Source organism: Bacillus sp. FJAT-29814, from assembly GCF_001510715.1.
In the GTDB taxonomy this organism is placed as follows: domain Bacteria; phylum Bacillota; class Bacilli; order Bacillales; family Cytobacillaceae; genus Neobacillus.
Genome location: NZ_LMTJ01000005.1, coordinates 617,980 through 641,777 on the forward strand (window position 1 = coordinate 617,980; position 23,798 = coordinate 641,777).

The window sequence follows — 23,798 nt, forward strand, 5'->3', positions numbered from 1 at the left end:
TACTCATTTTGGTAATTTTGTTATAATTCTTACGGGCAGTATCTAACCAGAACTGCACCTTATGCTGTTTTTTAAAATTAAAGTTTTCTGCCTAGATCCGTGAATCGGACCGGGACAGAGGGATGGAACATGTCAAGAGTAACGGAATCCTTCTGCCTTCAGAGGGATTTTTTTTATGCTCTTAAAACTTGTTTTGTCACCTCTCCCATCTCTACAAGGAGGAGAAATGATGAAGCAAACCACCGATTTTTTGAAAATGAAGCAAAACAATGAAAAGATTGTCATGCTGACGGCATATGACTACCCTTCCGCTAAACAAGCTGAGCAGGGCGGAGTCGATATGATTCTGGTCGGAGATTCGCTGGGCATGGTCGTTCTTGGATACGACTCCACGATCCCTGTGACATTGGAGGACATGATCCACCACACAAAAGCTGTTAAACGGGGAGCAAAGGATACATTTATTGTAGCTGATATGCCTTTTCTCACCTACCATTTATCTGTCAAGGATACGCTGATTAATGCCGGAAGATTAATTCAGGAAACTGGAGCCCACGCTGTTAAACTCGAAGGAGCGGATGAGGTTCTTGAAAAAATCACTGCCTTGACAAGAGCGGGAATTCCTGTGTGTGCCCATTTGGGTCTCACACCGCAATCGGTTGGGGTTTTGGGCGGATATAAAGTCCAGGGAAAGGATGCAGCTGCGGCCAGAAAATTAATTGAGGATGCAAAAAAGTGTGAACAGGCAGGAGCATTTGCGGTTGTTCTCGAATGTGTGCCTAAACAGTTGGCCGAGGAAGTGAGCAACTTAACCTCGATTCCGGTAATCGGTATTGGAGCGGGCGTTGATGTCGATGGGCAGGTATTGGTGTATCACGATATTTTGGGTTATGGTGTTGACCGGGTTCCAAAGTTCGTCAAACAATATCATACCGTGAATCCGTTTATGATTGAATCGATTCAAGCCTATGTATCAGATGTAAAGCAAAAGGTGTTCCCTGAAGACAAACATACATTTACCATGAAAGAAGAGCAGCTTAGGGCATTGTATGGAGGCAAAGAATGAGGGTCATTACAACCATAAAGGAAATGCAGGCAGAAATCATCAAGCAGAAAAAGTCCGGCAAGTCGATTGGATTTGTTCCGACAATGGGATATCTCCATGAAGGGCATTTAACCCTGATCAGGCAAGCGAGAAAAGAAACAAATATCGTAGTGGTAAGCATTTTTGTCAATCCGTTGCAATTTGGGCCAAATGAAGATTATGAATCCTACCCGCGTGACTTTGCGCGTGATCAGGCGCTGACCGAGGCGGAGAACGTAGACTATTTGTTTCATCCGGCCGTTGAAGAAATGTACCCGGCACCGCCATCCTTAACGGTAATGGTTCGGGAACGGACTAATGTATTATGCGGAAAATCAAGACCTGGTCATTTTGATGGTGTCGCCACGGTGGTAACCAAATTATTTAACATTATCAGGCCAACAAAGGCGTATTTTGGCAAAAAGGATGCACAGCAGGTTGCGGTTATTGAAGGTTTGATTGCAGATCTTAATTTTCCGATTGAACTGCGGGCGGTGGAAATCATTCGCGAATCGGACGGGCTGGCAAAAAGTTCCCGTAATGTGAATCTTCTACCTGCAGAGCGTGAAGAGGCGCCTGTCCTTTATAAAAGCCTGCAGGCTGCAGAAGAGGCAATTCAGCAGGGAGAGCGAAATCCTGCCAGCCTCATTAGGATGATTAGCGACATGATTTGCCGAGAATCAAAGGGAGTTATTGATTATATTGAGATACTCTCCTATCCGCAGTTAAAGCCGCTGGAAAAATTACAGGGCAGGATCATCATTGCACTTGCAGTAAAATTTACGGCAGTTCGGCTAATTGACAATATGATTATTGATTTAGAATAAAAGACACCGCTAGGGGAGGACCTAAATCCATGTTTCGCCACATGATGAATGGAAAAATCCATCGTGCAACAGTCACAGAAGCAAACTTAAACTATGTGGGCAGTATTACAATAGATGTAGATATTTTAGATGCGGTTGGCATGATTGCCAATGAAAAGGTGCAAATCGTCAACAATAATAACGGAGCCAGGTTTGAAACCTACATTATTCCGGGAGAACGTGGCAGCGGGGTGATTTGCATAAACGGCGCCGCCGCCCGTCTTGCCCAGCCTGGTGACATCGTGATCATTATTTCCTATGCAATAGTACTGGAGGAAAAACTTTCCTCCCACCAGCCAAAAGTTGCGATTATGGGAGAAAACAATACAATCAAGGAACTGATTAAAGCAGAACCGGCACATACAATCATGTAACCAGTGAAAGGTCTCCATTTAGGGGACCTTTCTGTTTATTCGGCTTACAATTTCGTTTTTCTTTTTCGCTATTTTATGATACCGTTTAAGGAATGAAGCTTTGGGGTGTTAATCAAATGTTAAATAATAAATATGTTGTAATCGATTTGGAGACCACGGGCAATCTTCCCAAAAAAGGCGACAGGATTATCCAGTTTGCAGCGGTGGTTATCGAAAATGGAATCATAACTGAAAAATTCTCATCACTTATCAATCCCCAAAAATCTATCCCGGTATTTATTGAAGAATTAACCGGTATTAATGACGATATGGTTAAAGATGCTCCTGTTTTTTCGGAAATAGGTGCCAAAGTAATGGCGCTGTTGGATGGGGCTTATTTTGTGGCGCATAATGTTTTATTTGATCTGTCTTTTCTTCAGGAAGAATTGCTTCAAGCAGGATTTGACGGGTTTTACGGTTCAGTTCTCGATACAGTAGAAATGGCACGGATTCTATATCCGACTGCAGACGGCTATAAGCTGTCAGACTTGGCCGAGAGAGAGGGGCTAAAACACGACCGCCCCCATCAGGCGGACAGCGATGCTGAGGTTACTGCGCAGTTGTTTCTTATCTTTATAAAACGGTTGACTCAATTGCCCCTGATTACGTTAAGGCAGCTATTGCCGTTATCCGGAGGATTAAAAAGTGATTTGCAGCAATTGCTCGATGAGTTATTGGAAGATCCGGAGCTATCAGAGATGGACCTGCCCGATACTATTGAACTTTATAAAGGCTTGGCCATTAAAAAATCTTCTTTGACTCCGGAAGACGGAAGGACAGACCAAGCTATTTCTTACCCTGAAAATGAAGAGAAAAAAACGGATTTAATCAGCAGAGCATTTAATTTTTATGAGAAACGACTAGGGCAGTTTGCAATGATGGATACTGTCTTTCGCGCGTTTGAGCGGGAACAGCACACACTCATTGAAGCGGGAACCGGTGTTGGAAAATCATTGGGATACTTATTCCCTGCAGCATATTTTTCCAAAATGAAACAAAGCCCGGTTGTTGTCAGCACCCACACAATCCAACTGCAGGAGCAGTTATTATATAAGGAAATTCCGCTTCTTAGGAATATTCTTCCCTTCCCAATCAGGACTGTTTTGCTGAAAGGACGAAACCACTATATCAGTTTGGCAAGATTTCGGCAAAGCTTGCTGGAAGAGAACGATAATTACGATACAACACTATCAAAGATGCAAATTCTTATTTGGCTTACCGAGACAGAAACGGGAGACAAGGATGAATTAAATTTATCAAGCGGCGGGCAAATCTATTGGAATAAAATCAAGAATGACGGTGACATTTATTCAAAAAAGCATGATCGCGAGGAACTGGATTTCTATCAGAGAGCAAAGCAGGATGCACAGGAGGCAAATATCATCATAACGAATCATTCCTTGCTATTGAGTGATTTACGTGAAAAGGGTTCGATTCTTCCCGACTATAAGTACGCGGTCATTGATGAAGGGCATCACCTTGAAAAAGCTGCAGTCCATTATTTTGGTGCCTCTTTGGATTATTTGTCTACAAGAATGTTAATTAGCCAATTTGGCCAATTTGACAATAAACAGCTTTTCTTTGAACTGGAGGAACTCCTGAAAAGTGTACCTGCATCCGGCAACATGGTTTGGCAGGTGTTTGAAATGGAGCAATTGGTGCTCAACTTGAATTATGAAATGGATGAATTTTTCAAGCTGCTGGCGTTGTTTGCAAAACGGAAGCTGGCCAACAAAAATGGATATTTTCGTTCCAAGGTGCGCTTTTCCCCATTGGAAGGCAGTAAAGAAAGCAAGGCTGTGCTGCACAGTGCCGAAAGGTTCAGCTTCTTAATTAAAGATTTACAGGAGGCGATTCGTGAAAGATTACAGTTGGTTTGGGAGCAGAACCACAAGTTGACGAAGAGCCAAGGAAGCAAACTTGAGGAGCTATTTATCTTTTTAAATGAGTTGGAGGAGTTAAGAACTAGGCTGAAGGCCTGCTTCATCCACGAGTCAAGGGATGTAAAATGGATTGAAATCGATCTTCGTTCACTGCAAAACGTGACGACGTTTATTGCCCAGCCTGCCTCGGTCGGAGAGCGGTTGAGGGAGCAGTTTTTTTTAGCCAAAAAAGCTGTTGTCATTACCTCTGCTACTTTAACCGTCAATAAATCCTTTGATTATATGGAAAAGGAATTGGGGCTCGATGCTGCATGCACTATGCAGCTGCAGATACCGTCACCATTTGTATACAAAGACCAGGTACGGATGCTCATACCAGAGGACCTCCCGGAAATAAACAGCGTATCATTAGATGAATATGTCATCGCCATCACAGAGCATATCATTACAATTGCTGAAGCAACCAAGGGAAGAATGCTGCTGCTGTTTACTGCCTACGATATGCTGAAGAAAACGTATGAATTAATCAGAGAGAGCGGCTTTTTAGATGATTACGTGTTGATTGCCCAAGGCATTACGAGCGGTAGTAGAACGAGGCTCACGAGAAATTTCCAGCGCTATGATAAGGCAATACTGCTTGGAACAAGCAGTTTTTGGGAGGGGGTGGACATTCCCGGCGAAGATCTATCCTGTTTAGTTATTGTCAGGCTGCCATTTAGTCCCCCGGATGAGCCGCTTACCGAGGCTAAATGTCAATTGATCCAAAACCGGGGCGGCAATCCGTTCTCAGAATATTCGCTGCCGGAAGCTATAATCAGATTCAAGCAGGGATTTGGCCGATTAATCCGTACCGAAACCGATAAAGGTGTCGTGGTTGTTTTTGATAAAAGAATTGTGACTGCTAAGTACGGGACGTGCTTTTTGAACTCAATTCCTCTGGTTGAAATTAAAAAAGGACCCATCAATGAAATAATAACGGCAATAGAATCCTGGCTTTGATAAAAATTTGAAAAATTACCCATACTAATAGTATGGGAGGTATGTAGGATGAGACTCTTACTAATACTATTTTCCTTAATGCTCCCGGCTTTATCAGTGACAGCCGGGGCACCATCGATTTCAAGCAAGGTTGAAAATATAGAGTTAAATATAAAAGACCACGAGATGGCCGTGACATTTATCGGTCTGTCTTCTGGAGAAGCGACATTGATTCAGGGACCAAATAACGAAAACATCCTAGTTAATACAGGAAAGGAAGATACCGCGGCAGAGCTTGAAGGGTGGCTCCGCCTTTACGATGTTAAAAGGATCGGCACGCTAATCCTGACATCAGACGGATCTGGCCTTTCCTTTCGGCATGTCAATCATTTAATTGAGAAATATCAGATTAAAAAGATCATTACAACCTCTAAAATAGCACCATTGGTTACCAGCGAGTTGAAACAGCAAAACCTTCTTCCAGTACTGGCATGGAATGAGGGAACCAAGGAAACACTTCTTCCCGATTTAACCTTAGAGGTTGAATTCGCAGGTACAGGTGAAGATGAAGGCATGGATATTATGTTGAGCTTTTTTAAACATCGGGTCTTTCTTATGTCTTCCTATAGTGACCGCGCTGAGGAAGAATTGTTTAAAAAGAATCTGCAGGACATCAATGTTTTTAAAATCCCAAACTGCACCAAAGAAGATTCTTTATCTGAAAAATTGATACAATACTTAAATCCGGAAATTTCGGTTTTGTTTACATCGGAGGAAAAACATCCCGACCACGAAATTCTTCACCATTTGCAAGCTTCATGGTCGGAAGTTTATTTTACAAAACGGCATGGTACGATCACCTTAAAATTTACTGACTCTAAATATGAGGTGTTTACCATACCGCATGAAGCGGAACAGTAGGCCGGTATAATAAAAAAATTTATTTGTAAGCGTTTTGATGGGGGACAGGTTTTAGGTAATATTGATATAATAGTGGTTAGAATCTTTGCTAACAAGCTTGAAAAGAGAAAAGTGGAGGAGAATCAATGGAAAGCAAAATTGAAGTGCTCTCAACGGTTAAAGTTCAATATGGCTCCGACCTTTATAAAATCGTTGATGCACTGAATCGAACATTAAAACATCAAGACCTCATGTTTGGACTCGCCCTTGATAAAGAAGATCAAAACAAAGCAATCTTTACGATATATCGTACATAAAGAAGTGATAAAGTGAAAAAATGGATTCTTATTTTAATAGCTGTTGTTATTGCTGCTTTGGGAACTTCAATTAAAGTGTATCTCAGTGCAACTGAACCGCTGAAGGACGCTCAAAATAAAGCGATTGCCCGAGCCAGCGCCCAAGTGCATTTCAGCAAGGTTGAGGATTTTCATATTTATAATGGTCTTGAAACTGTCTATGTGATTGAAGGTGAAAATCAGGACGGCAAGGAAATTATTGCATGGGTTCCTGATAAAAAAGGCAAAATTATTGTAAAGAAAGCAGCGGAAGGCCTGACAAAGCAGGAAGCGGTTCAGAAATTACTTGAAGAAAAAAATCCTGAAAAGATCATATCAGTCCGATTGGGTTTAGAAAAAAATATCCCGTTATGGGAAATTTATTATCGTTCAGACAATGATTTAATAAATTATTATTATATTCATTTTGAAACAGGAGAATGGCTGAAGAAAATTGAAAATCTTTAGCCCAGCGATGAATGGAGGAGAAGTTATGGCAGTGCAATTGGCGAATCGGGTGTTGTCTCTGACACCTTCATCAACCCTGGCGATTACCGCTAAAGCAAAAGAGTTAAAGGAACAAGGGGAAGATGTAATTGGCTTGGGGGCAGGGGAGCCTGATTTTAATACACCGGAGCATATTTTGAAAGCTGCCGAAAAGTCGATGTATGAAGGACATACGAAGTACACGCCTTCAGCAGGTTTGCCGGCATTGAAGCAGGCAATTATCAAGAAATTTAAGGAAGATCAAGGACTCAGCTTTAAGCCAAACGAAATTATCGTTGGCAATGGGGCGAAGCATGTTTTATATACTCTATTTCAGGTCTTGTTAAATGACGGGGATGAGGTTATTATTCCGACTCCTTATTGGGTTAGCTATCCGGAACAAGTCAAATTGGCCGGCGGTGTTCCGGTCTACATTGACGGGTTAGAAGAAAATCAATTTAAAATCACGGCCGAACAGTTGCGAAATTCAATTACAGCTAGAACAAAGGCGGTAATTATAAACTCTCCAAGCAATCCGACAGGTGTGCTTTATACGGAAGCAGAGTTACTGGAGTTGGGCAAAGTCTGCCTCGAGCATAATGTGCTAGTCGTATCTGATGAAATATATGAAAAACTCGTATACGGCAGTTCCAAGCATGTGTCCATTGCTCAACTTTCTCCGCAATTAAAAGAGCAAACGATTATTATTAATGGGGTTTCCAAGTCCCATTCAATGACTGGCTGGAGAATAGGCTATGCTGCCGGAAATAAACAAATTATCGAGGCAATGACCAACTTGGCAAGCCATAGCACTTCCAACCCGACTACTACTGCCCAATACGCTGCCATCGCAGCCTACAATGGACCGCAGGACGCAGTCGAAGAAATGCGCCGGGCATTTGAAGAAAGACTGGAAATCATTTACGACAAATTGGTTTCCATTCCGGGCTTCACCTGTGTAAAGCCACAAGGGGCATTCTACCTTTATCCAAATGTCAAGCGCGCGGCAGAAATGACCGGCTATCAAACGGTGGATGATTTCGTTTCTGGTCTCCTTGAGGAAGCCAAGGTCGCCGTGATTCCGGGCTCCGGTTTCGGAACACCGGAAAATATCCGGCTTTCCTATGCAACCTCGCTCCAGCAACTGGAAAAAGCAGTAACGAGAATCAATGATTTCGTGACAGCAAAAGTAAAAGCTTAATGCAATCAAAAAGTCTGCGGGACGCAGGCTTTTTGATTTCTTTACCATCCTTGGATACCTAATACTCTTACCCGAGGTCAAGGTTCATGATATACTAAACAGTGAGGTGTCCAATGAATGAAAGAAAACCTATTAGCATGGCTTGAGGAAGGCCAAATAACTGTTCCAGCCCTTTTATTTTCTGAATATCGCAATCTTAATATGACAGAAGTAGAACTTGTCCTATTGCTAAATATCTTAACTTTTTTGGAAAAAGGAAATGAATTTCCTACTCCCGAGGAGCTTTCGGCAAGGATGACAATCTCGATTTCCGAATGTCATGAAATGCTAAGAAGGCTTATTCAGCGGGGCTGCTTGGAAATTATGGATGAATATTCAAAAGAAGGTATTCGCTTTGAAAAGTACTCCATTAAACCTTTATGGGAAAAGCTCGTCAACCAGTTTCTAAATAATAATCGCCTAAACCAAGAACAAAGCAAGAAGGCGGATGAAACTGACTTATATACGTGCTTTGAACAAGAGTTTGGCCGACCGTTATCACCGTTCGAATGCGAATCGCTGGCAATGTGGATGGATGACGACCACCATGACCCAGTCATTATCAAGGCCGCTCTAAGAGAGGCGGTTATGTCAGGAAAATTAAATTTCCGCTATATTGATAGAATTCTGTTTGAATGGAAAAAGAACGGAATCAAAACGATTGAACAGGCTAAAAACCAAGGGCGTAAATTCCGCCAAAAACAGGTACAAAAGCTTGGAAACAAAGAGGGCTCCAGCCAACCAGCCGTACCATTTTACAATTGGCTTGAACAATAATTTTAACCTGGACGAGAGGCATCTTCTCTCGTTTATTTACTTTATTAGAGCATGGGAGGGAGATGTAATGCTTAACAATGGACAAATTCGCTATTGTCTGGACAAAATCGGTGAAATGTTTCCCGATGCACATTGCGAATTAAACCATTCCAATCCGTTTGAACTGATCATAGCAGTTTCGCTATCCGCGCAGTGTACCGACGCCCTCGTCAACAAGGTGACGAAGGACTTATTTAAAAAATACAAAACACCAGAGGATTACTTGAGTGTCCCTCTTGAAGAACTGCAAAATGATATTCGTTCGATTGGACTATATCGGAATAAGGCCAAAAATATTCAAAGTCTTTGCCGTCTGGTTTTGGATGAATATGCTGGTGATATTCCTACTGACAGAGATGAACTGACCAAGCTACCGGGGGTTGGCCGAAAAACTGCCAATGTTGTGGTGTCTGTTGCCTTTGGCATTCCAGCCATTGCAGTCGATACCCATGTGGAGCGGGTAAGTAAGCGTTTGGGGATCTGCCGCTGGAAGGATTCCGTCCTTGAGGTAGAAAAAACCTTGATGCGAAAGGTTCCCAAACAGGAGTGGTCAGACACTCATCACCGGTTAATCTTCTTCGGCAGGTATCACTGCAAGGCGCAAAACCCGCAATGTCCATCTTGTCCATTATTGGAGCTGTGCAGGGAAGGAAAGAAACGGATGAAGGGACTGAAGGCAGTCAATGGAAAGTAAACTGACTGTTTCCAACCTGCTTGAGGAATGGAAGATTGTAAAAATAAAGCTCGAACATAACTTCCGCGAGCGAAATCAACAGGGGACTAAAGAGCTAATGGAACAAGGGATAAACCTGTTTATTCACCTCTTACATTTAACAAACGAGAGCACTGCGGCAGAAGGGGAACCAGTTCCCTTCGAACAGTTTCACTATAAACCGGTAAACATAGAAGAAAGATTAGGCTTCATCCAAGCAAGGCCAAATTTATTTCACTCCTATCGCCAGCTTTCAGAACTAATGGTTGAGCAGGAAAAACAATATGTAAAAAAAAACATCAAAAAAAAATCGTCCAGGCATGATGCCTAGACGATTTTTTTGTTTTAATTTCCTCTTCCGGAAGTTTGGCCTCCTGTAGGGGTTTGCGGGTTAACGGCCGGTGGAGTCGTTATTGGTGTAGTTCCATCATCTTCTTCACCAATATTTCCGTTCCCGTTTCCATTGCCATTGCCGTTTCCGTTCCCGTTTCCATTGCCATTGCCGTTATTATTTTGCGGGTTTGGAATATCAATCGATTTTACAGCCGGGTCACTTTTCTTGCCGCCGCTGAGAGCCACTACCGTAATTGTATATTTATCACCCGGATTTGCAGGAATCACTAAGCTGGTTTCCTTTTGTATCTGATGTTTTGGCCCTGAGCCGTTATCAACCGTGATGTCAAACTGAATGTCTGTCTGGGGTGAATTATTGTATTCCCATGCTACAGCAATTTTTTTATTAGGTTCATCATATGTCACCGTCAGAATTGCCGGTGCTTCAAGCTTGTTATATTTCTCAGAAACTGTTTTCGGCGCGTGGCCCTTTACGGCATACTCCGTTACGATTTCACTGCTTGGCGTAAATTCCCCGGCTAGCACCGGCGGCATCGTTCCCTTTTCGATATTTACTTTTTGCACGCTGTTTGGCATTACGAAATCAGGTGTTTCGATACCCTGGGAAACGTGGGCCATGATATTTTTGAACAGATATTGGGCTATTCTTTGATTATCTCCTTTAGGCGTTATCGGAGTGCTTGATTTGGAATATCCCGTCCAGACGGATAAGGTGTAATTTGTCGTGTACCCTGTAAACCATGCGTCCGGTACCGAACCGCTTGGGATATTGTACTTTTTCTTATCCTCGGAAGTGTAATTAGTTGTCCCGGTCTTCCCGGCAATCGGCAGTCCAGGAACGCTGGCCCTTGTACCCGTACCAGGGGAAACAAGGACGCTCTTTAATATATCCGTAATCATAAAAGCTGTCGAATCTTTCATGGCTACTTTAGGTTCTGGAGCGGTATCAATCGAAGTGCCGTCACGCAGCATGATTTTTGTGACCGCATGCGGCTTCGTATAAACGCCTTTATTTCCAAACGCACTGTAGGCACCTGCCATCTCCAGAGGAGAGACGCCGATTGTCTTGCCTCCAAAACCGCCAATAGCATAGGATTCATAAATTTCTTGTAATGGTATCCCAATGTTTACAGCAAAATCTTTCGCCTTTTCAAGGCCAACCTGCTGCAGTGCCTGAACGGCAGGGGTATTACGGGATAACTGCAAGGCAGTGCGAATTGTCATCGGCCCTTTATAATTACCATCCCAGTTTCCGAATTTCTTTCCAGAGGAATAAGTAATTGGTTTATCCTCGATCATTTGGTATGTTCCCCAATTTAAATGTTCGATGGCCGGAGCATAATCAAGAACAGGCTTTATCGTGGAACCTGGCTGGCGCTTCGCCTGAATCGCATAGTTATAGCCGCGTTTGACCTGGTTCCTTCCGCCGCCAATCGCCCGAATTTCCCCTGTCTTCGTGTCGAGCAGGGCAATCCCGGCCTGAAACTCATCATCGGGGTATTTTATCACTTCATCCGTGTTCAAAATTTTATCAACATATGTTTGCGCATTTGTATCCAGAGTTGTTTGAATCGTCAATCCATCAGTAAAAATATCAAAATCGGTATTTTCCTTCACTTCTTTAATGACAGCGTCAACGAATGGGTCAAACGGTTTATCGTTTACGGTACGCTGTTCCGGTTTTAACACTGTTTCGGGAACTGACACTTTTTTTGCTTCTTCCATTTCCTGTTTGGAAATAAAGCCATGCTGCTCCATTAGAGTCAATACAATATTGCGCCGTTTTTCCGCCAAGTCCGGATGGGTAAAAGGATTATAATTGTTCGGGCTTTGTGGCATACCGGCGATTTGGGCGGCTTCGGCAAGGGTCAGGTCTTTTAATTCTTTCCCGTAATAAATCTCGGCTGCTGTTGCAATGCCGTAATTATTGCCGCCAACCAATACTTTATTGATATACATTTCAAATATTTGCTGTTTCGTATACTTCCGCTCCAACTGGACAGAAAGCCATGCCTCCTGCACTTTCCGCTTAATAGTCTTTTCATGGGTTAAAAATGCATTTTTGACGACCTGCTGGGTGATTGTACTTCCGCCTTCGGCACCAAATCCGTCACGAAAGTTGGCCAAAACTGCCCCGCCCAGTCGAATGGGGTCAATCCCATGGTGTTTGTAAAATCGATAATCCTCCGTGGCAATAATCGCATCTTCGACAATTTGTGGGATGTCTTTATAGCTTACATATTCTCGGTTAACTGCTCCTACTTCCGTAAACACTTTTCCGTCCTTATCCAAAAGCTTTGAAGGGATTTGGTCTTTTAACAACTTAGGGTCGAGCTTTGGAGCATCTTGTAGCATATAGGCGAAAGTGCCAACACCTGCAAGCAATCCAATAAATCCAAGAATCACGAGGGAGAGAAAGATTTTCTTTACCAATCCGCCTGGCTTTTTCTTGGTTTTTGATTTAGCTTTGGTCTGGGATTTCTTGCGGCGCTCCTCCCTTGATTGGTATTGTTCAGACATTTGAAGTTACTTCCTTTCTAACCTTACCACCTATTAAAGGTTCAATTTATCTAGTATTTTAATATAGTCAATTCTAGGGCGGAATCCAAGCGGAATGTGATGACCCGCCTGCTCGATTTCTTCCTTTGTAATAGATTTTCTACCGCCCGTCACCATTCTTTCCCAAAAGAAAAGCAGGTGTTTGGCTTCAAGTAAATATACTTCTTCAAGCCTTGTAAAGCGAATGATGACAAAACAAATTCCACCTTGATTCAAAACTTCTTCCATATGGCTGATTTGATGCTGGTGGAAGTTTTTTAACGGGAAAGAGGTGGAATTCTGTGTTTCTTTTGCTTCAAAATCAATATATTTCCCTTGATATACCCCATTATAATCAGTCGTCGAGGCCAATTTAAAGTAGGCCTCCTTTATGACAGCTGCACTCCGTTTTGGATAATCAACCTGAACAATTTGTATTGGTGTAGGTTTTTTATGAATAACAGCCAATTTTCTTTCTCGATAATATTCATTCGTTTCATTTAAATCTTCTTCTAACGTCATTCCCCGGTTGCTGTAAGCATGGTTAATTCGCTTTTTCTCTGCTGGCTTTTTCTCCTGGTCGTACCGGATAAATTTCTTTCCATTTGGATAATTAACAGTCATGTTTTCACCTCTTTAAACCATACCTTATCATACCAAATCTACGGTTAAATTAGATGAATAAAATAATTCAATATGAAGACCCTAATAATAATTTTTACCGAACTTGTAAAGAAATGAAATGATTCCTTCTTCATAAAAGCTGAAAAGAAGATAAAATTATCAATCTATTAACCGATGGCAAAGGGAAGATGCATATTTTATGAATCATCTTACAATACAGGAACAATCAATTATTCGTCAAATCAGAGCCCAAACCGATAAGAAAAACATTGATAATATTTCCAGAACGGATGCCTATTTTTCTTATTTTAAACAAAATCCGGATATTGTTTGGTCATTTCTTGCTCATATGGTATCAAGAAATGGCGGCTACAATATGTGCGACCTTGAGGGAACGGCATTTCGCGAGCTTCTTGCACCCCAGCTTAGAAAGCAGCTATTTTTAACCTATGAGCGGGCAAATTGGCTAATCTTCCATGATGTATTCCCGCAATTACTGCTCTATCAATATTCGACGAAACTAAACCGCCCTCTGTTTCATTTACTTCCATTTTTCCATGTTTCTTCTTTTATTCAACAAGAGTGGTATCGGTATTGGCGGGAAAAGGACCGCAACCGTCTCACGACAGCATTGATCATTAATGAGCAAAATGTGATACAAACTCCTGTTATTGACCATCCTGTATATAGGAATAAGGTGTTTCGTTCCCTCATTTTTAACTTTCAGGACTGGCTTCATTTTAGCGTCGTCTTGTTTCCTACCTGTGGCGGAGAGGTTTATGGAGCCAGTGTTAACGGTTTTTGTTTCCTTTCAAAAAGAATTAATTTGGGCAAGAGATTGGCATCCATTTTATTTCAACCCCGGTTATTTCCGTATTTTTTTGAATTTGCCGAGAAAACCGTTCACACTGGTTCAAGACTTGATTATGAGCAATATTTTAAAGTCAGGACAGATGGGGAAACACCTTTTTTAAGAATGACCTTTCCTGTCATTTCCCATCATCAGCATGAGTATAAGGATTGGAGCAAACAGCGAGTTGTTTCCCCTGTATGGCTGCACTTGCCTGCAAAGCATAAGCACCCGATCCATTTAACTGATTGGTATATGGAAAAATCAAACCAACTGCAGTTAGTACTTGTACTAAAAAAAGTATTTCACCTTAGACCATGGCAGTAAAAAAGCAAGGAGAAATGGTCTCCTTGCTTTTTTTTCCGGTTCATTCTGCGGGACGATTAGGTCCTTCAAGTTTTTTATCGCCATAACCAGTTCTGTTCTCAGTATCTGGCTGTGCAGTTTGCTTTTTGTTTTGGTTTTTATTTTTAGCCATGTTGAACACACCTCCAATTATAGCTTGTACGAGTCTGACATTTTTATGCGATGTGTGAATGTCGAATTGGACATTCGGGAATGCCAAAAACGCACTACCTTTGACGAATAGCTTCTAGTTTTGTCTAGCAGGCAGGAAGCAAGTGATGAAAAGAGAACTATACCTATAAGAATTCGTGAGGGAGGCATTATTTAAATGACCAAACCGTTAACAGAAAAAGACCTGCTGATAACACAGCTTACAGGAATCTATGATCAATTAGAGGAATTGGACATGGCTTTAGAAGTGTCATTTTCCGACCTTCGCATGGATTTAGACCGGGAGCAGCAAGAAAAGATTGCTGACATGAATCAAAAGATGGTACATTTAGAAAAAATCAACGATTCCATCTCATTGGGGGCAGAAAAGTTAAATGTCAGAGCGGTTAATTTACCTTACAGAAAGTCTATTCCGATATAATCGTCTTTTTTTGCAATACTACCAGGAAGCGAGAGAAACAGGAGAGAAACAGGATTTTGAAAAAACCATTAAACCATTTGTAAATGAAGTGAAGGAAAGTAGCGATGAATGGCAAAAGCTGATGAGGCAATGGCTGTCGAAAGCCTCGCCCAAGCATATTCATCTAAAGCAAATAGACACGACCGCCAGCCATATTGAGCAACTTTCTGTTCAGGCATTCTTTGGTCAAACCAGTAAAACAAGATTTTTAAATTCCCAGCGGACCGTTGAGTTTTTCCTTGCTGAGGTATTGACAGAATTAGAAAAAAAGAAAAGAGATGCATAGCGGCATCTCTTTTTGGCGTTAATCCTGTATTTCGATGAGGGAGTGTTTTGGCTCTTCTGGCACTACCGCGCCCAGCTTTTCGAGTTCACGAACTAGATTGCGATAATCGATAATACTTATTTCGTTGTAGATATAGGCCTTCTTTACAAAATCCATTAGTGCGTTAACGTCATCTGTACTGTAATCTCTGGATTGATTAAATCTACTTTTTAGTTCGCGGATGTCCATTTTTAAAGTCCTCCTTCATCGTTTTTTCTATCGTAACACGAATGAAAACGATTCCTTAGTTTTTAAAAAATTTAAACTTCAGACAAAATCCCCGTCTTTTTGACAATTGTAGTCAGCTTCTGCTACTCACCTTTCATCGCCTTGGTTCATACTGTGTTACAGAGATAAATACGGAGGAGATGTTTGCCCGTGATTGGTAAATTAGGACCAAGACATCACTTTCATAATGGATATCCCGGTCAATTCATGGGTCAAAGTCCGCTTGGCCCCCAATGGAATCAACCGTTTTTCGTTCGCAATCAACCTTTTCCTTATCAAACCATGTCGCAAGGTCATGGCTGGAACCCTGTATCGCATGGGGGTTACTATCCGCAGGGATATGCCCAACAAGTTCAGCCTGGGTCACAAGGTTTGTATCCTAATCAATACTTTCCGCAAAAGGAATCGCAGTCGTTATTCCATAACCCGTTACAGCCGAAGGAAGATATGATGCCATATTCTTACATGCCTATGAATGGATATCCAATTATGAACCCTTATCCTAAGCAGAGTTTTATTCCAAAGCAACCCGGGGGAATGCAGTCGATTTTAAATTCCTTTAAGTCACAGGACGGTTCGGTCGATCTTAATAAAATGATCAATACGGCCGGTCAAATGGCCAATGCTGTTACACAGGTGACTTCACTTGTCAAAGGTTTCGGCGGCATATTTAAAGCATAAAAGAAGACGGCCGATTTGGCCGTCTTTTCAATTTTACTCTTCAATTTCAATTATTTTTCCTGTTTCACGCGGGATTCTCACATGTAATAGGCCGTCCCGGTATGATGCTTTGATATTTTTTTCGTTAATGGCATGCGGCAGTGAAATAGTTCTTGATGACTGCTGGCGGACAAACCTGCGCCGATAGCTGCGGCTCCGTTCATCTTCCGCAGTTTCGAGTTCATTGTTTTCCAAAGAAATGGTTAAGTAATTTCCTGTGACATTTAAGCGGATTTGGTCCTTCTTTACCCCCGGGAGTTCAGCAGAAACAAGATATTCTTTGTCTTTTTCCTGTATATCGACATGAAATCCCGCCGCATCAAAGGGAAATGGTGTTTTGAAGAACTCATCAACAGACTGTAAAAACCCCTTAATTGGTTTTTCGTTAAAAAACTCATTCATTGATCGCATAAGGTCACCAAAGGGCTCCGGAATTGAACGTTTGGAATTATTCTTATCGCTCGGAAGATTAGATGACATGGCAATACCCTCACTTTCGCAATTTTCACAGGATATCATATGCAAAAGGACCTAGTTGGGTGACCTTGAAGCAGCTTAATTTCCGCTTTAAAAACCGCGGGACACAGTCCAGCGGCTTCCGGTTTAAATCAAATTAATCTCTTCCATTAAAATTTCCACATCGAGAATCATGTTCCCATCTTCATCAACCTCGATTAGTTCATCTTTCTTCATCTTGGTCAATGTCCGGCTAATGGTTTCTCGGGTCGTTCCAATCATATTGGCAAGATCCTTATTGGTAAATTCCGATTTCAAAAGAATGGTTCCATCCTCTTTTTCTGTTCCGTGTTTTTGGGCAAGGCGGATTAACAGCTTAACAATTTGTTCGTACGTATTATTAAGAATTTGTTCTTCGAGACGGTTTTGCAGGTCGACAATCTTTTCCCCAAGCACTTTAAATACCTTTATGCAAAGCTCCGGATTTTCAATCAGTACGTTTTCAAATTGAGAAATCGGTACTGCAATCAAGGTTGACGGCTCAAGCACCTCGGCATAAGCGGGATAATCACCTTTACGGAAAAAGCCGACATGAGGAAACATTTCGCCTTTTTTCATGATCGCCACAATTTGTTCTTTGCCATTCACGTCGCTTTTATAAATCTTTATTTTACCATCATAAATAAAATAGACGTTTTCCATTGGGTCCCCTTGAAGGAAAACCAGACTGTTTTTCTTCCATTCCCGTGCAATCGAAATTTCGGTCACTTTTAACAGTTCCGCGTCATTCAAATCACGGAAGAGGGTAAAGTTTGAAAGAACTTTTTTTATCTCCTCAATTTTCATTTAATCACCTTCAACTATTAATAATACCAATTCTATTGTATCAAAAAATAGGGAAATAGTTTATTCTCTTTCCTATCTGTATTTATCGTTAAAAACGGAGACACCTTCCATTGCAGGAAATAATTATGTTGTTGAATTTCGTATTTAGTGGTGTTTTTATCTTTTTCTCCGAACGTTCATTCGCTACAATAGAGATAATGAGGTGAGAGGATGAAACTGAAAAAAAGTCTGCAGGATATACTTGATGAGTTGAAAATAAACGAAGATTTTAAAGATAATATAGTGGCCTGGAATACGATACCGGAGAAGGAAGCACAAACAGTGCCATTGCCGGAGGGGCTGCACCCGGCTTTAATTCAAGCTATTTCAAGTAAAGGGATTGAAGCGCTTTACACCCATCAGCAAGCCGCATATGAAAAAGTTATGGGCGGAAAGAGCATTGTGGCTGTAACCCCGACTGCTTCCGGGAAGACATTATGCTACAATCTACCCGTGCTGCAATCGATTCTATTAAATCCAAATTCACGGGCGTTATATATGTTCCCAACAAAAGCGCTGGCCCAGGACCAAAAAAGTGAAATCAATGAAATCATTCAAGCGGCAGGGGTCGATATTAACAGCTATACATACGATGGCGATACTCCGGCCAATATCCGTCAGCGCGTGAGAAAGGCAGGCCATGTTGTCATCACCAACCCGGACATGCTCCATTCGGGGATTCTGCCCCATCATACAAAATGGGTGTCCTTGTTTGAAAATCTAAAATTTGTGGTAATTGATGAGCTTCACACTTACCGCGGTGTGTTTGGAAGCCATGTCGCCAATGTCATCCGCAGGCTCAAGCGGATCTGCCGCTATTACGGCAGCGACCCAGTCTTCATTTGCACATCGGCGACGATTGCCAATCCCCTGGAACTGGCGGAAAACCTGACGGAGGAGCAGATGTCGCTGATTGATAATAACGGGGCACCAAGCGGTACGAAGCACTTCCTGTTTTATAATCCGCCAATCGTTAATAAACCATTAAATATTCGAAGAAGCGCTACACTTGAGGTCCGCAAAATTGCTGGTGAACTGTTGAAAAATAAAATCCAAACGATTGTTTTTGCCAGGAGCAGGGTAAGAGTCGAGATTATTCTCACCTATCTGCAGGAGTTGGTAAAGCGCCAATTGGGGCCGAAATCGATAATGGGATACCGCGGCGGCTACTTGCCGACTGAACGTAGAAAAATCGAGAAAGGATTGCGCTCGGGAGAAATATACGGGGTCGTCAGCACAAATGCCTTGGAATTAGGCGTCGATATTGGGCAATTGCAGGTTTGCGTTATGACCGGATATCCCGGGACAATTTCAAGTGCCTGGCAGCAGGCCGGAAGAGCAGGCAGACGGCATGGCGAAGCCCTGATTATCATGGTTGCCAGTTCAAGTCCGCTAGATCAATATATCATTCAACATCCTGACTACTTCTTCAATAAAAGTCCGGAAACAGCCCGGATTAATCCTGATAACCTGATCATTTTAATTGACCATATGAAATGTGCCGCTTATGAGCTGCCGTTTAAAGCAAGTGAACAATTTGGCCAAGTCGGGACGGAGGAACTGCTAGAATATTTATCAGAGGAAAGGATCCTATACCGTAACGGAGATAAGTGGTATTGGATGAACGATTCATTCCCAGCCCATAATATCAGCTTGCGCTCTGCCTCCCAGGAGAACGTGATTATTGTTGATCAGACGAATGTGGCCAATGTAAAGGTCATTGGCGAAATGGATCGCTTTTCGGCCATGACGCTGCTCCATGAAGAAGCGATCTACTTGCATCAAGGGACACAATATCAGGTCGAGAAACTCGATTGGGAGGAGAAGAAGGCATTCGTCAGGGAAGTGGATGTCGATTATTTCACCGATGCCAATCTGGCCGTCCAGCTTAAAGTATTAGAGGTTGACAGGCTGAAGCCGCTGGAGGAGGCCGAAATCGGCTACGGAGATGTCAGTGTCAGGGCAATGGCGACCATCTTCAAAAAAATCAAATTTGAAACCCATGAGAACATCGGCTCCGGTCCGATTCACCTGCCTGAGGAGGAGCTTCATACGAATGCCGCCTGGATCTCATTGAATAAATCTTTTGCTGAGCTGGGCCAAGACCGGCTTGAACAGGGGCTCATCGGGGCAGCGCATGCTTTAGGGGCGATTGCGCCATTATTCGTTATGGCCGACCCGCAGGATATTCATGTCATTCCGCAGGTGAAGGCAGACCATAACGAAAAACCGACAATCTTTTTTTACGATCGTTATCCAGGCGGCATCGGCTTGAGTGAAAAAATTCATTCCGGTATGACTGAGGTATTCATGGAAGCAAAACAAATGATTGGGCGCTGCCGCTGTGAATCGGGGTGCCCATCCTGTATCGGGACCGACACGGTAAGTGAGACAGCGAAACAGGATGCAATCAAAATTATTGATTCCTTTTTACAAAGGTCTTAATTGAACGGGGAAGTGCAATAAATGTCGTTAAGAAATAAATTAAATCGCTTAAAACCACATATCTCGGGCGGAAGCCAGCCGACGGCAAATCCGCCGTCAGGCACGGGAAGCACAACAATTGAAGTTCCTTTTAAGGAAAAGTGGGAACAAGAAGATGTTTACCCTTATTTTCTTGATGAGGATTACTGCCTAATTAGGGAAGTGAAATTCCCTCTCTCCCATCAGCATGGCCATTATCGGTTTGGAGAATTTCTGGAGGCAGTCAAAATTTGGAACGACAAGGGGTTCGGCCATCCGCTGTCGGCAAAAGGATTTGCTGCCGACGAATTGTTCTTTTTTGATACTGAGACAACGGGTCTTGGCTCTGGTGTAGGCAACACGATTTTTTTGTTGGGCTATGCGAGTGTGAAAGAAGACCAGGTGATATTACGGCAGCACCTTCTCCCGCATCCCGGAGCTGAAGTCGCTTTATATCAAAGCTTTTTGGAAAAAATCAATTATAAAACATTGGTTACCTATAACGGCAAGGCGTTTGACTGGCCTCAGGTGAAGACAAGACATACTCTGGTAAGAGATCATGTCCCAAAGCTGCCAGCATTTGGCCATTTTGATTTGTTCCATGCGGCGAGAAGATTGTGGAAGCATAAGTTGGAGCGCTTGAAATTGGCCATTGTCGAAAAGGAAGTTCTAGGTGTGGAAAGAGTCAATGATATCCCCGGATTTTTGGCGCCAATGATTTATTTCGATTTTATTGAACGCAAAGAGCCCGATGGCATTCTCGGAATCCTAAAGCATAATGAACTGGACATCTTGTCGCTCATTACCTTGTATACACACCTTACTTTTCAGCTATGCGGCATTGACAGTAAGCAGTCCAGGATGGAGACTTTTGAAGTTGGCCGCTGGTATGCGGCAATAGGGGAAAATAAGCAAGCGGAAAAGGTACTGGGCAAACTGACAACTGGGACAGATACTGCCTCTTGCCTGGCAAAGCTGACCCTTGCTTATCAGCATAAAAAAAATCGTGATTGGGAACAGGCGCGAATTTTATTTATGGAGGCAGCAGATATCGAAGATGAGCAAATTGCCTTGGAGGTTTGCCTGGAGCTTGCAAAAATTCATGAGCACCGGCTAAAGGATTATAAACTGGCGATGGACTTTTGCAGGAGAGCTCTGGAAATCATGGAGGGAAGTGAGAAAATCAGTCCGGATGATCCGGCGGTAGAGCAGTTTCAATTAAGACTGGCGAGACTGGAACGTAAGAAATCGCGAATATAGAATGAAAAACTCCATTGTAACAAAATGTTCACAATTTACTTGTCAATTCCATATTGTTATCCACCCATAAACAAGGTACAATTTTTAATTGTGTTGAGTACAAAATGACTCAAAAACATTATGGAGTGGGTAAAATGTATAAGGCGATTTTATTTTTATTCTTTGTCGTTGTTTGTTTGACTGCTGTTGTTTTCACAAGCTTAAAAGACAGTTTTTATTCCATGTTGTAAGGAACTGGTCCGTATTTTCGGATTTATCATAAAAATAGGTGTTTTCATTAGTACAAGAGTTTCCCTCTTTTCATAGGCTGTTAATGTAAACAAAATATGACTTGAAGGGAGAGCATAAGATGTTTCTTGGAACCAATTTTGCCCCGCCGGTGATTCATCCAACTCAGGAGTTTGTGAACCATACTTTTTCAACGACGGTGGTGCCGCATATTCATCCGGTTCATACGACAACTGTGAATCACCATTTGTTTGAGCATAAGCATTATTGCCCGCACACTGCTTCATGCTGTGATGAGGTATGCAATCAGCATATTAACTGTTGTAATCCATGTGAACCGACCGCGGTAATGCCTGCGATGATGCCTGCAATGATGCCTGCAGCCAATGCGTTGCCAAATGCACTGCCAAATATGATGCCAAATATGATGCCAAATATGGCGCCAGGCTTTGGCCCGGGTGCACCAGGGTTCGGCCCAGGACCATTCATGGGTCCCAGACCTTAATTGAACTTTTACAAGGGCTGTCAAGCCCTTGTTTTTTTTCTACTTTATACTATGCTGTAATCATAAAAGTGTTTGTCCTTTTTTAAAATTTTTTCTTAAAGGAGAACTTCCTTGATGAAAGTACTGGCGATATCCGGGTATAAACCATTTGAACTGGGAATTTTTAAATATGACCATCCATCAGTATGGTACATAAAAGCCGCGATTAAAAAAGCATTGTTGCCCTTCGTGGAAGATGGCCTGGAGTGGGTGTTGATTAGCGGTCAACTGGGTGTTGATTAGCGGTCAACTGGGTGTTGAGCTGTGGGCCGCTGAGGTTGTGTTTGACCTCCAGCTGGAGTTTCCGGAATTAAAGCTTGCTGTGATCACTCCATTTCTCGATCAGGATTCCTCCTGGAACGAAACAAACAAGGAATGGTATCAATCCATCCTTGCCCAGGCTGATTTCATCGATTCCGTCACGAAAAAAGGCTATGAAAAGCCATGGCAATTTCGTTTGAAAAATCAGTTTTTTATTGATAAGTCCGATGGTTTGGTGCTTTTGTACGACCACGAAAAAGAAGGCAGTCCTAAATATCTTTATGAACTGGCACTGCAATATCAAAATAATAATCCATATCGAATCGAATTAATTACCTTTTACGACCTGCAGATGATTGTTGAAGAGGAGCAGCTTAAACAATCTGACTTTTAAATGTAAGCATTTTTTATTGGAATGCCAATATTAATGTAAAGGGGATCTCGAGGCCCCATGAGAATCAAAATTGACAAACGAACGTATTTTTGGAAAAATAATAGGTAATGATTGGCTAAACTTGAGGTGATTGAAATGCTGTCAGACAAAGTGAAATTAACAGCAAAGGACATATTGGAAAAAGAGTTTAAAACTGGAGTACGCGGTTATAAGCAAGAAGATGTTGATAAATTTTTGGATTTAATTATTAAAGATTATGGAACCTTCCATCAGGAAATAGAAGACCTGCAACAAGAAAACCTTAGACTGCGCAAACAGCTTGAAGAAGCGACAAAACGGCAGCCGGTGGCCCAGCCTGCAGGGACAACAAACTTTGATATTTTAAAGCGTCTATCCAATCTTGAAAAGCACGTATTTGGAAATAAGCTTTACGAATGACATTGTATTCCTCCATTTCCTGTTGAAAACAATTGAAATGCCGGAGGAATATGCATATAATAAGAAAGTATCGTTAATGACGTTCGGGTAATCGCTGCAAGGAGCGTTAGCGAATTGTAGAGGAAAGTCCATGCTCGCACAGGCTGCGATGCCTGTAGTGTTCGTGCCTGGCGAATTCATAAGCCAGGGCAGCCGGACGTACGTCCGGTTGACGGCCGGGAAAATACCTAAGTCCTGAAGGATATGGTATGAGTACCTGTAAAAGTGCCACAGTGACGTAGCCTTCCAGAAATGGAAAGGGTGGAACGGGTAAACCCCACGAGCGAGAAACCCAAATTATGGTAGGGGCGCTTTCTCTGAGGAACTGAACGAGGAGAAGGACAGATTCACCTTTGAATCTGTAGATAGATGATTGCCGCCTTGGTACGAGACAGTCCATGTCGTTTGAAGTACCTTGGTACAAAACATGGCTTATAGAACGTTATTAATGGGTAGTTAGAGATGATGCAGCTCTCCTCAACAGGAGGGCTTTTTATTTGTA

The 23,798-nt window shown here is 42.3% G+C and carries 25 protein-coding genes, 1 other RNA gene and 1 pseudogene; 22 read left to right on the plus strand and 5 right to left on the minus strand.

The window, feature by feature from the left end:
- Positions 1 to 229: 229 nt before the first annotated feature.
- From panB to AR334_RS15560, 11 genes are all read left to right on the plus strand, one after another.
- Positions 230 to 1,066 (plus strand): 3-methyl-2-oxobutanoate hydroxymethyltransferase, encoded by an 837-nt coding sequence (gene panB, locus AR334_RS15515; protein ID WP_066312949.1) that lies wholly within the window; start codon positions 230 to 232, stop codon positions 1,064 to 1,066.
- The gene (panC, locus tag AR334_RS15520; RefSeq protein ID WP_066312951.1) at positions 1,063 to 1,911 is read left to right on the plus strand and encodes a pantoate--beta-alanine ligase; all 849 of its coding nucleotides are present in this window, start codon (positions 1,063 to 1,065) and stop codon (positions 1,909 to 1,911) included. Before panB ends, panC begins: the two co-directional genes overlap by 4 nt.
- 29 nt (positions 1,912 to 1,940) lie before the next feature.
- A complete protein-coding gene (panD, locus tag AR334_RS15525) occupies positions 1,941 to 2,324 on the plus strand; it encodes an aspartate 1-decarboxylase (protein WP_066312954.1) in 384 nt (127 codons plus the stop codon).
- Between the two features lie 116 nt (positions 2,325 to 2,440).
- Positions 2,441 to 5,245 carry an ATP-dependent DNA helicase DinG gene (gene dinG, locus AR334_RS15530; protein WP_066312957.1) on the plus strand — a complete coding sequence of 935 codons (2,805 nt, stop codon included), beginning with the start codon at positions 2,441 to 2,443 and terminating at the stop codon, positions 5,243 to 5,245.
- Positions 5,246 to 5,293: 48 nt separating this feature from the next.
- The gene (locus AR334_RS15535) at positions 5,294 to 6,145 is read left to right on the plus strand and encodes a hypothetical protein (protein WP_066312960.1); all 852 of its coding nucleotides are present in this window, start codon (positions 5,294 to 5,296) and stop codon (positions 6,143 to 6,145) included.
- A 125-nt stretch (positions 6,146 to 6,270) separates the two neighbouring features.
- Positions 6,271 to 6,441 carry a YpmA family protein gene (locus AR334_RS28980; protein WP_082692962.1) on the plus strand — a complete coding sequence of 57 codons (171 nt, stop codon included), beginning with the start codon at positions 6,271 to 6,273 and terminating at the stop codon, positions 6,439 to 6,441.
- Between the two features lie 12 nt (positions 6,442 to 6,453).
- The gene (locus AR334_RS15540; RefSeq protein ID WP_066312963.1) at positions 6,454 to 6,927 is read left to right on the plus strand and encodes a DUF5590 domain-containing protein; all 474 of its coding nucleotides are present in this window, start codon (positions 6,454 to 6,456) and stop codon (positions 6,925 to 6,927) included.
- A gap of 31 nt (positions 6,928 to 6,958) precedes the next feature.
- Entirely contained in the window at positions 6,959 to 8,146 is a 1,188-nt protein-coding gene (locus tag AR334_RS15545; protein ID WP_066313897.1) for a pyridoxal phosphate-dependent aminotransferase, read from the plus strand.
- Positions 8,147 to 8,263: 117 nt separating this feature from the next.
- Positions 8,264 to 8,962 (plus strand): DnaD domain-containing protein, encoded by a 699-nt coding sequence (locus AR334_RS15550; protein WP_066312965.1) that lies wholly within the window; start codon positions 8,264 to 8,266, stop codon positions 8,960 to 8,962.
- Between the two features lie 67 nt (positions 8,963 to 9,029).
- Entirely contained in the window at positions 9,030 to 9,695 is a 666-nt protein-coding gene (gene nth, locus AR334_RS15555) for an endonuclease III (protein WP_066312970.1), read from the plus strand.
- A complete protein-coding gene (locus tag AR334_RS15560; protein WP_066312973.1) occupies positions 9,685 to 10,044 on the plus strand; it encodes a YpoC family protein in 360 nt (119 codons plus the stop codon). Before nth ends, AR334_RS15560 begins: the two co-directional genes overlap by 11 nt.
- A gap of 14 nt (positions 10,045 to 10,058) precedes the next feature.
- Here AR334_RS15560 and AR334_RS15565 read toward each other — a convergent pair whose 3' ends face one another.
- Both AR334_RS15565 and recU read right to left on the minus strand, forming a co-directional pair.
- The gene (locus AR334_RS15565) at positions 10,059 to 12,587 is read right to left on the minus strand and encodes a transglycosylase domain-containing protein (RefSeq protein ID WP_066312978.1); all 2,529 of its coding nucleotides are present in this window, start codon (positions 12,585 to 12,587) and stop codon (positions 10,059 to 10,061) included.
- A 33-nt stretch (positions 12,588 to 12,620) separates the two neighbouring features.
- Positions 12,621 to 13,229, minus strand: a complete 609-nt coding sequence (gene recU / locus AR334_RS15570; protein ID WP_066312980.1) for a Holliday junction resolvase RecU — start codon at positions 13,227 to 13,229, stop codon at positions 12,621 to 12,623.
- A 199-nt stretch (positions 13,230 to 13,428) separates the two neighbouring features.
- Between recU and AR334_RS15575 the strand changes: the two genes are divergently transcribed.
- The 3 genes from AR334_RS15575 to AR334_RS15590 all read left to right on the plus strand — a co-directional run bounded on the left by AR334_RS15575 (position 13,429) and on the right by AR334_RS15590 (position 15,341).
- Positions 13,429 to 14,406 carry a DUF2515 family protein gene (locus AR334_RS15575; RefSeq protein ID WP_066312983.1) on the plus strand — a complete coding sequence of 326 codons (978 nt, stop codon included), beginning with the start codon at positions 13,429 to 13,431 and terminating at the stop codon, positions 14,404 to 14,406.
- A 346-nt stretch (positions 14,407 to 14,752) separates the two neighbouring features.
- Positions 14,753 to 15,016 carry a hypothetical protein gene (locus AR334_RS15585; protein ID WP_066312988.1) on the plus strand — a complete coding sequence of 88 codons (264 nt, stop codon included), beginning with the start codon at positions 14,753 to 14,755 and terminating at the stop codon, positions 15,014 to 15,016.
- Positions 14,970 to 15,341: a DUF1798 family protein gene (locus AR334_RS15590; RefSeq protein ID WP_066312991.1), complete on the plus strand. Its 372-nt coding sequence runs from the start codon at positions 14,970 to 14,972 to the stop codon at positions 15,339 to 15,341. The genes AR334_RS15585 and AR334_RS15590 overlap by 47 nt, the downstream gene beginning before the upstream one ends.
- An 18-nt stretch (positions 15,342 to 15,359) precedes the next feature.
- Here AR334_RS15590 and yppF read toward each other — a convergent pair whose 3' ends face one another.
- Complete coding sequence (gene yppF / locus AR334_RS15595; RefSeq protein ID WP_066312994.1) at positions 15,360 to 15,569, minus strand: YppF family protein; 210 nt, start codon at positions 15,567 to 15,569, stop codon at positions 15,360 to 15,362.
- 189 nt (positions 15,570 to 15,758) lie between these two features.
- Between yppF and AR334_RS28985 the strand changes: the two genes are divergently transcribed.
- Positions 15,759 to 16,289, plus strand: a complete 531-nt coding sequence (locus AR334_RS28985) for a YppG family protein (RefSeq protein ID WP_253701301.1) — start codon at positions 15,759 to 15,761, stop codon at positions 16,287 to 16,289.
- Positions 16,290 to 16,322: 33 nt separating this feature from the next.
- Here the strand turns inward: AR334_RS28985 and AR334_RS15605 are convergent, their stop codons facing one another.
- Positions 16,323 to 16,808 (minus strand): Hsp20/alpha crystallin family protein, encoded by a 486-nt coding sequence (locus AR334_RS15605; RefSeq protein ID WP_066312999.1) that lies wholly within the window; start codon positions 16,806 to 16,808, stop codon positions 16,323 to 16,325.
- 123 nt (positions 16,809 to 16,931) lie between these two features.
- Positions 16,932 to 17,630, minus strand: coding sequence for a Crp/Fnr family transcriptional regulator (locus AR334_RS15610; protein ID WP_066313001.1), 699 nt, complete (start codon positions 17,628 to 17,630; stop codon positions 16,932 to 16,934).
- A 210-nt stretch (positions 17,631 to 17,840) separates the two neighbouring features.
- On the opposite strand from AR334_RS15610, the gene AR334_RS15615 reads away from it, so the two are divergent.
- The 7 genes and pseudogenes from AR334_RS15615 (at position 17,841) to rnpB (ending at position 23,736) form a co-directional block, all read left to right on the plus strand.
- Entirely contained in the window at positions 17,841 to 20,114 is a 2,274-nt protein-coding gene (locus tag AR334_RS15615) for a DEAD/DEAH box helicase (protein ID WP_066313004.1), read from the plus strand.
- Between the two features lie 21 nt (positions 20,115 to 20,135).
- Complete coding sequence (locus AR334_RS15620) at positions 20,136 to 21,392, plus strand: ribonuclease H-like domain-containing protein (protein WP_066313009.1); 1,257 nt, start codon at positions 20,136 to 20,138, stop codon at positions 21,390 to 21,392.
- 134 nt (positions 21,393 to 21,526) lie between these two features.
- Positions 21,527 to 21,622, plus strand: a complete 96-nt coding sequence (locus AR334_RS30390) for a hypothetical protein (RefSeq protein ID WP_253701302.1) — start codon at positions 21,527 to 21,529, stop codon at positions 21,620 to 21,622.
- A 119-nt stretch (positions 21,623 to 21,741) separates the two neighbouring features.
- Entirely contained in the window at positions 21,742 to 22,125 is a 384-nt protein-coding gene (locus AR334_RS28990) for a CotD family spore coat protein (RefSeq protein WP_082692963.1), read from the plus strand.
- 114 nt (positions 22,126 to 22,239) lie between these two features.
- Positions 22,240 to 22,819: pseudogene (locus AR334_RS15630) on the plus strand (DUF1273 domain-containing protein).
- Between the two features lie 135 nt (positions 22,820 to 22,954).
- Complete coding sequence (gene gpsB, locus AR334_RS15635) at positions 22,955 to 23,257, plus strand: cell division regulator GpsB (protein WP_066313010.1); 303 nt, start codon at positions 22,955 to 22,957, stop codon at positions 23,255 to 23,257.
- A 79-nt stretch (positions 23,258 to 23,336) separates the two neighbouring features.
- An RNA gene (gene rnpB / locus AR334_RS15640) (RNase P RNA component class B) lies at positions 23,337 to 23,736 on the plus strand.
- Positions 23,737 to 23,798 lie beyond the last annotated feature (62 nt).

Bases quoted from the DNA above. Each gene is read 5' to 3' on its own strand.
- AR334_RS15565 (WP_066312978.1), bottom strand. From the start codon at position 12,587: ATGTCTGAACAATACCAATCAAGGGAGGAGCGCCGCAAGAAATCCCAG.
- nth (WP_066312970.1), top strand. From the start codon at position 9,030: ATGCTTAACAATGGACAAATTCGCTATTGTCTGGACAAAATCGGTGAA.
- dinG (WP_066312957.1), top strand. From the start codon at position 2,441: ATGTTAAATAATAAATATGTTGTAATCGATTTGGAGACCACGGGCAAT.
- AR334_RS28990 (WP_082692963.1), top strand. From the start codon at position 21,742: ATGTTTCTTGGAACCAATTTTGCCCCGCCGGTGATTCATCCAACTCAG.
- panD (WP_066312954.1), top strand. From the start codon at position 1,941: ATGTTTCGCCACATGATGAATGGAAAAATCCATCGTGCAACAGTCACA.
- AR334_RS15575 (WP_066312983.1), top strand. From the start codon at position 13,429: ATGAATCATCTTACAATACAGGAACAATCAATTATTCGTCAAATCAGA.
- AR334_RS30390 (WP_253701302.1), top strand. From the start codon at position 21,527: ATGTATAAGGCGATTTTATTTTTATTCTTTGTCGTTGTTTGTTTGACT.
- panC (WP_066312951.1), top strand. From the start codon at position 1,063: ATGAGGGTCATTACAACCATAAAGGAAATGCAGGCAGAAATCATCAAG.
- AR334_RS15560 (WP_066312973.1), top strand. From the start codon at position 9,685: ATGGAAAGTAAACTGACTGTTTCCAACCTGCTTGAGGAATGGAAGATT.
- AR334_RS15615 (WP_066313004.1), top strand. From the start codon at position 17,841: ATGAAACTGAAAAAAAGTCTGCAGGATATACTTGATGAGTTGAAAATA.
- AR334_RS15590 (WP_066312991.1), top strand. From the start codon at position 14,970: ATGTCAGAGCGGTTAATTTACCTTACAGAAAGTCTATTCCGATATAAT.
- recU (WP_066312980.1), bottom strand. From the start codon at position 13,229: ATGACTGTTAATTATCCAAATGGAAAGAAATTTATCCGGTACGACCAG.
- gpsB (WP_066313010.1), top strand. From the start codon at position 22,955: ATGCTGTCAGACAAAGTGAAATTAACAGCAAAGGACATATTGGAAAAA.
- AR334_RS15585 (WP_066312988.1), top strand. From the start codon at position 14,753: ATGACCAAACCGTTAACAGAAAAAGACCTGCTGATAACACAGCTTACA.
- AR334_RS15610 (WP_066313001.1), bottom strand. From the start codon at position 17,630: ATGAAAATTGAGGAGATAAAAAAAGTTCTTTCAAACTTTACCCTCTTC.
- AR334_RS15550 (WP_066312965.1), top strand. From the start codon at position 8,264: ATGAAAGAAAACCTATTAGCATGGCTTGAGGAAGGCCAAATAACTGTT.
- AR334_RS15535 (WP_066312960.1), top strand. From the start codon at position 5,294: ATGAGACTCTTACTAATACTATTTTCCTTAATGCTCCCGGCTTTATCA.
- yppF (WP_066312994.1), bottom strand. From the start codon at position 15,569: ATGGACATCCGCGAACTAAAAAGTAGATTTAATCAATCCAGAGATTAC.
- AR334_RS15620 (WP_066313009.1), top strand. From the start codon at position 20,136: ATGTCGTTAAGAAATAAATTAAATCGCTTAAAACCACATATCTCGGGC.
- panB (WP_066312949.1), top strand. From the start codon at position 230: ATGAAGCAAACCACCGATTTTTTGAAAATGAAGCAAAACAATGAAAAG.
- AR334_RS15605 (WP_066312999.1), bottom strand. From the start codon at position 16,808: ATGTCATCTAATCTTCCGAGCGATAAGAATAATTCCAAACGTTCAATT.
- AR334_RS28980 (WP_082692962.1), top strand. From the start codon at position 6,271: ATGGAAAGCAAAATTGAAGTGCTCTCAACGGTTAAAGTTCAATATGGC.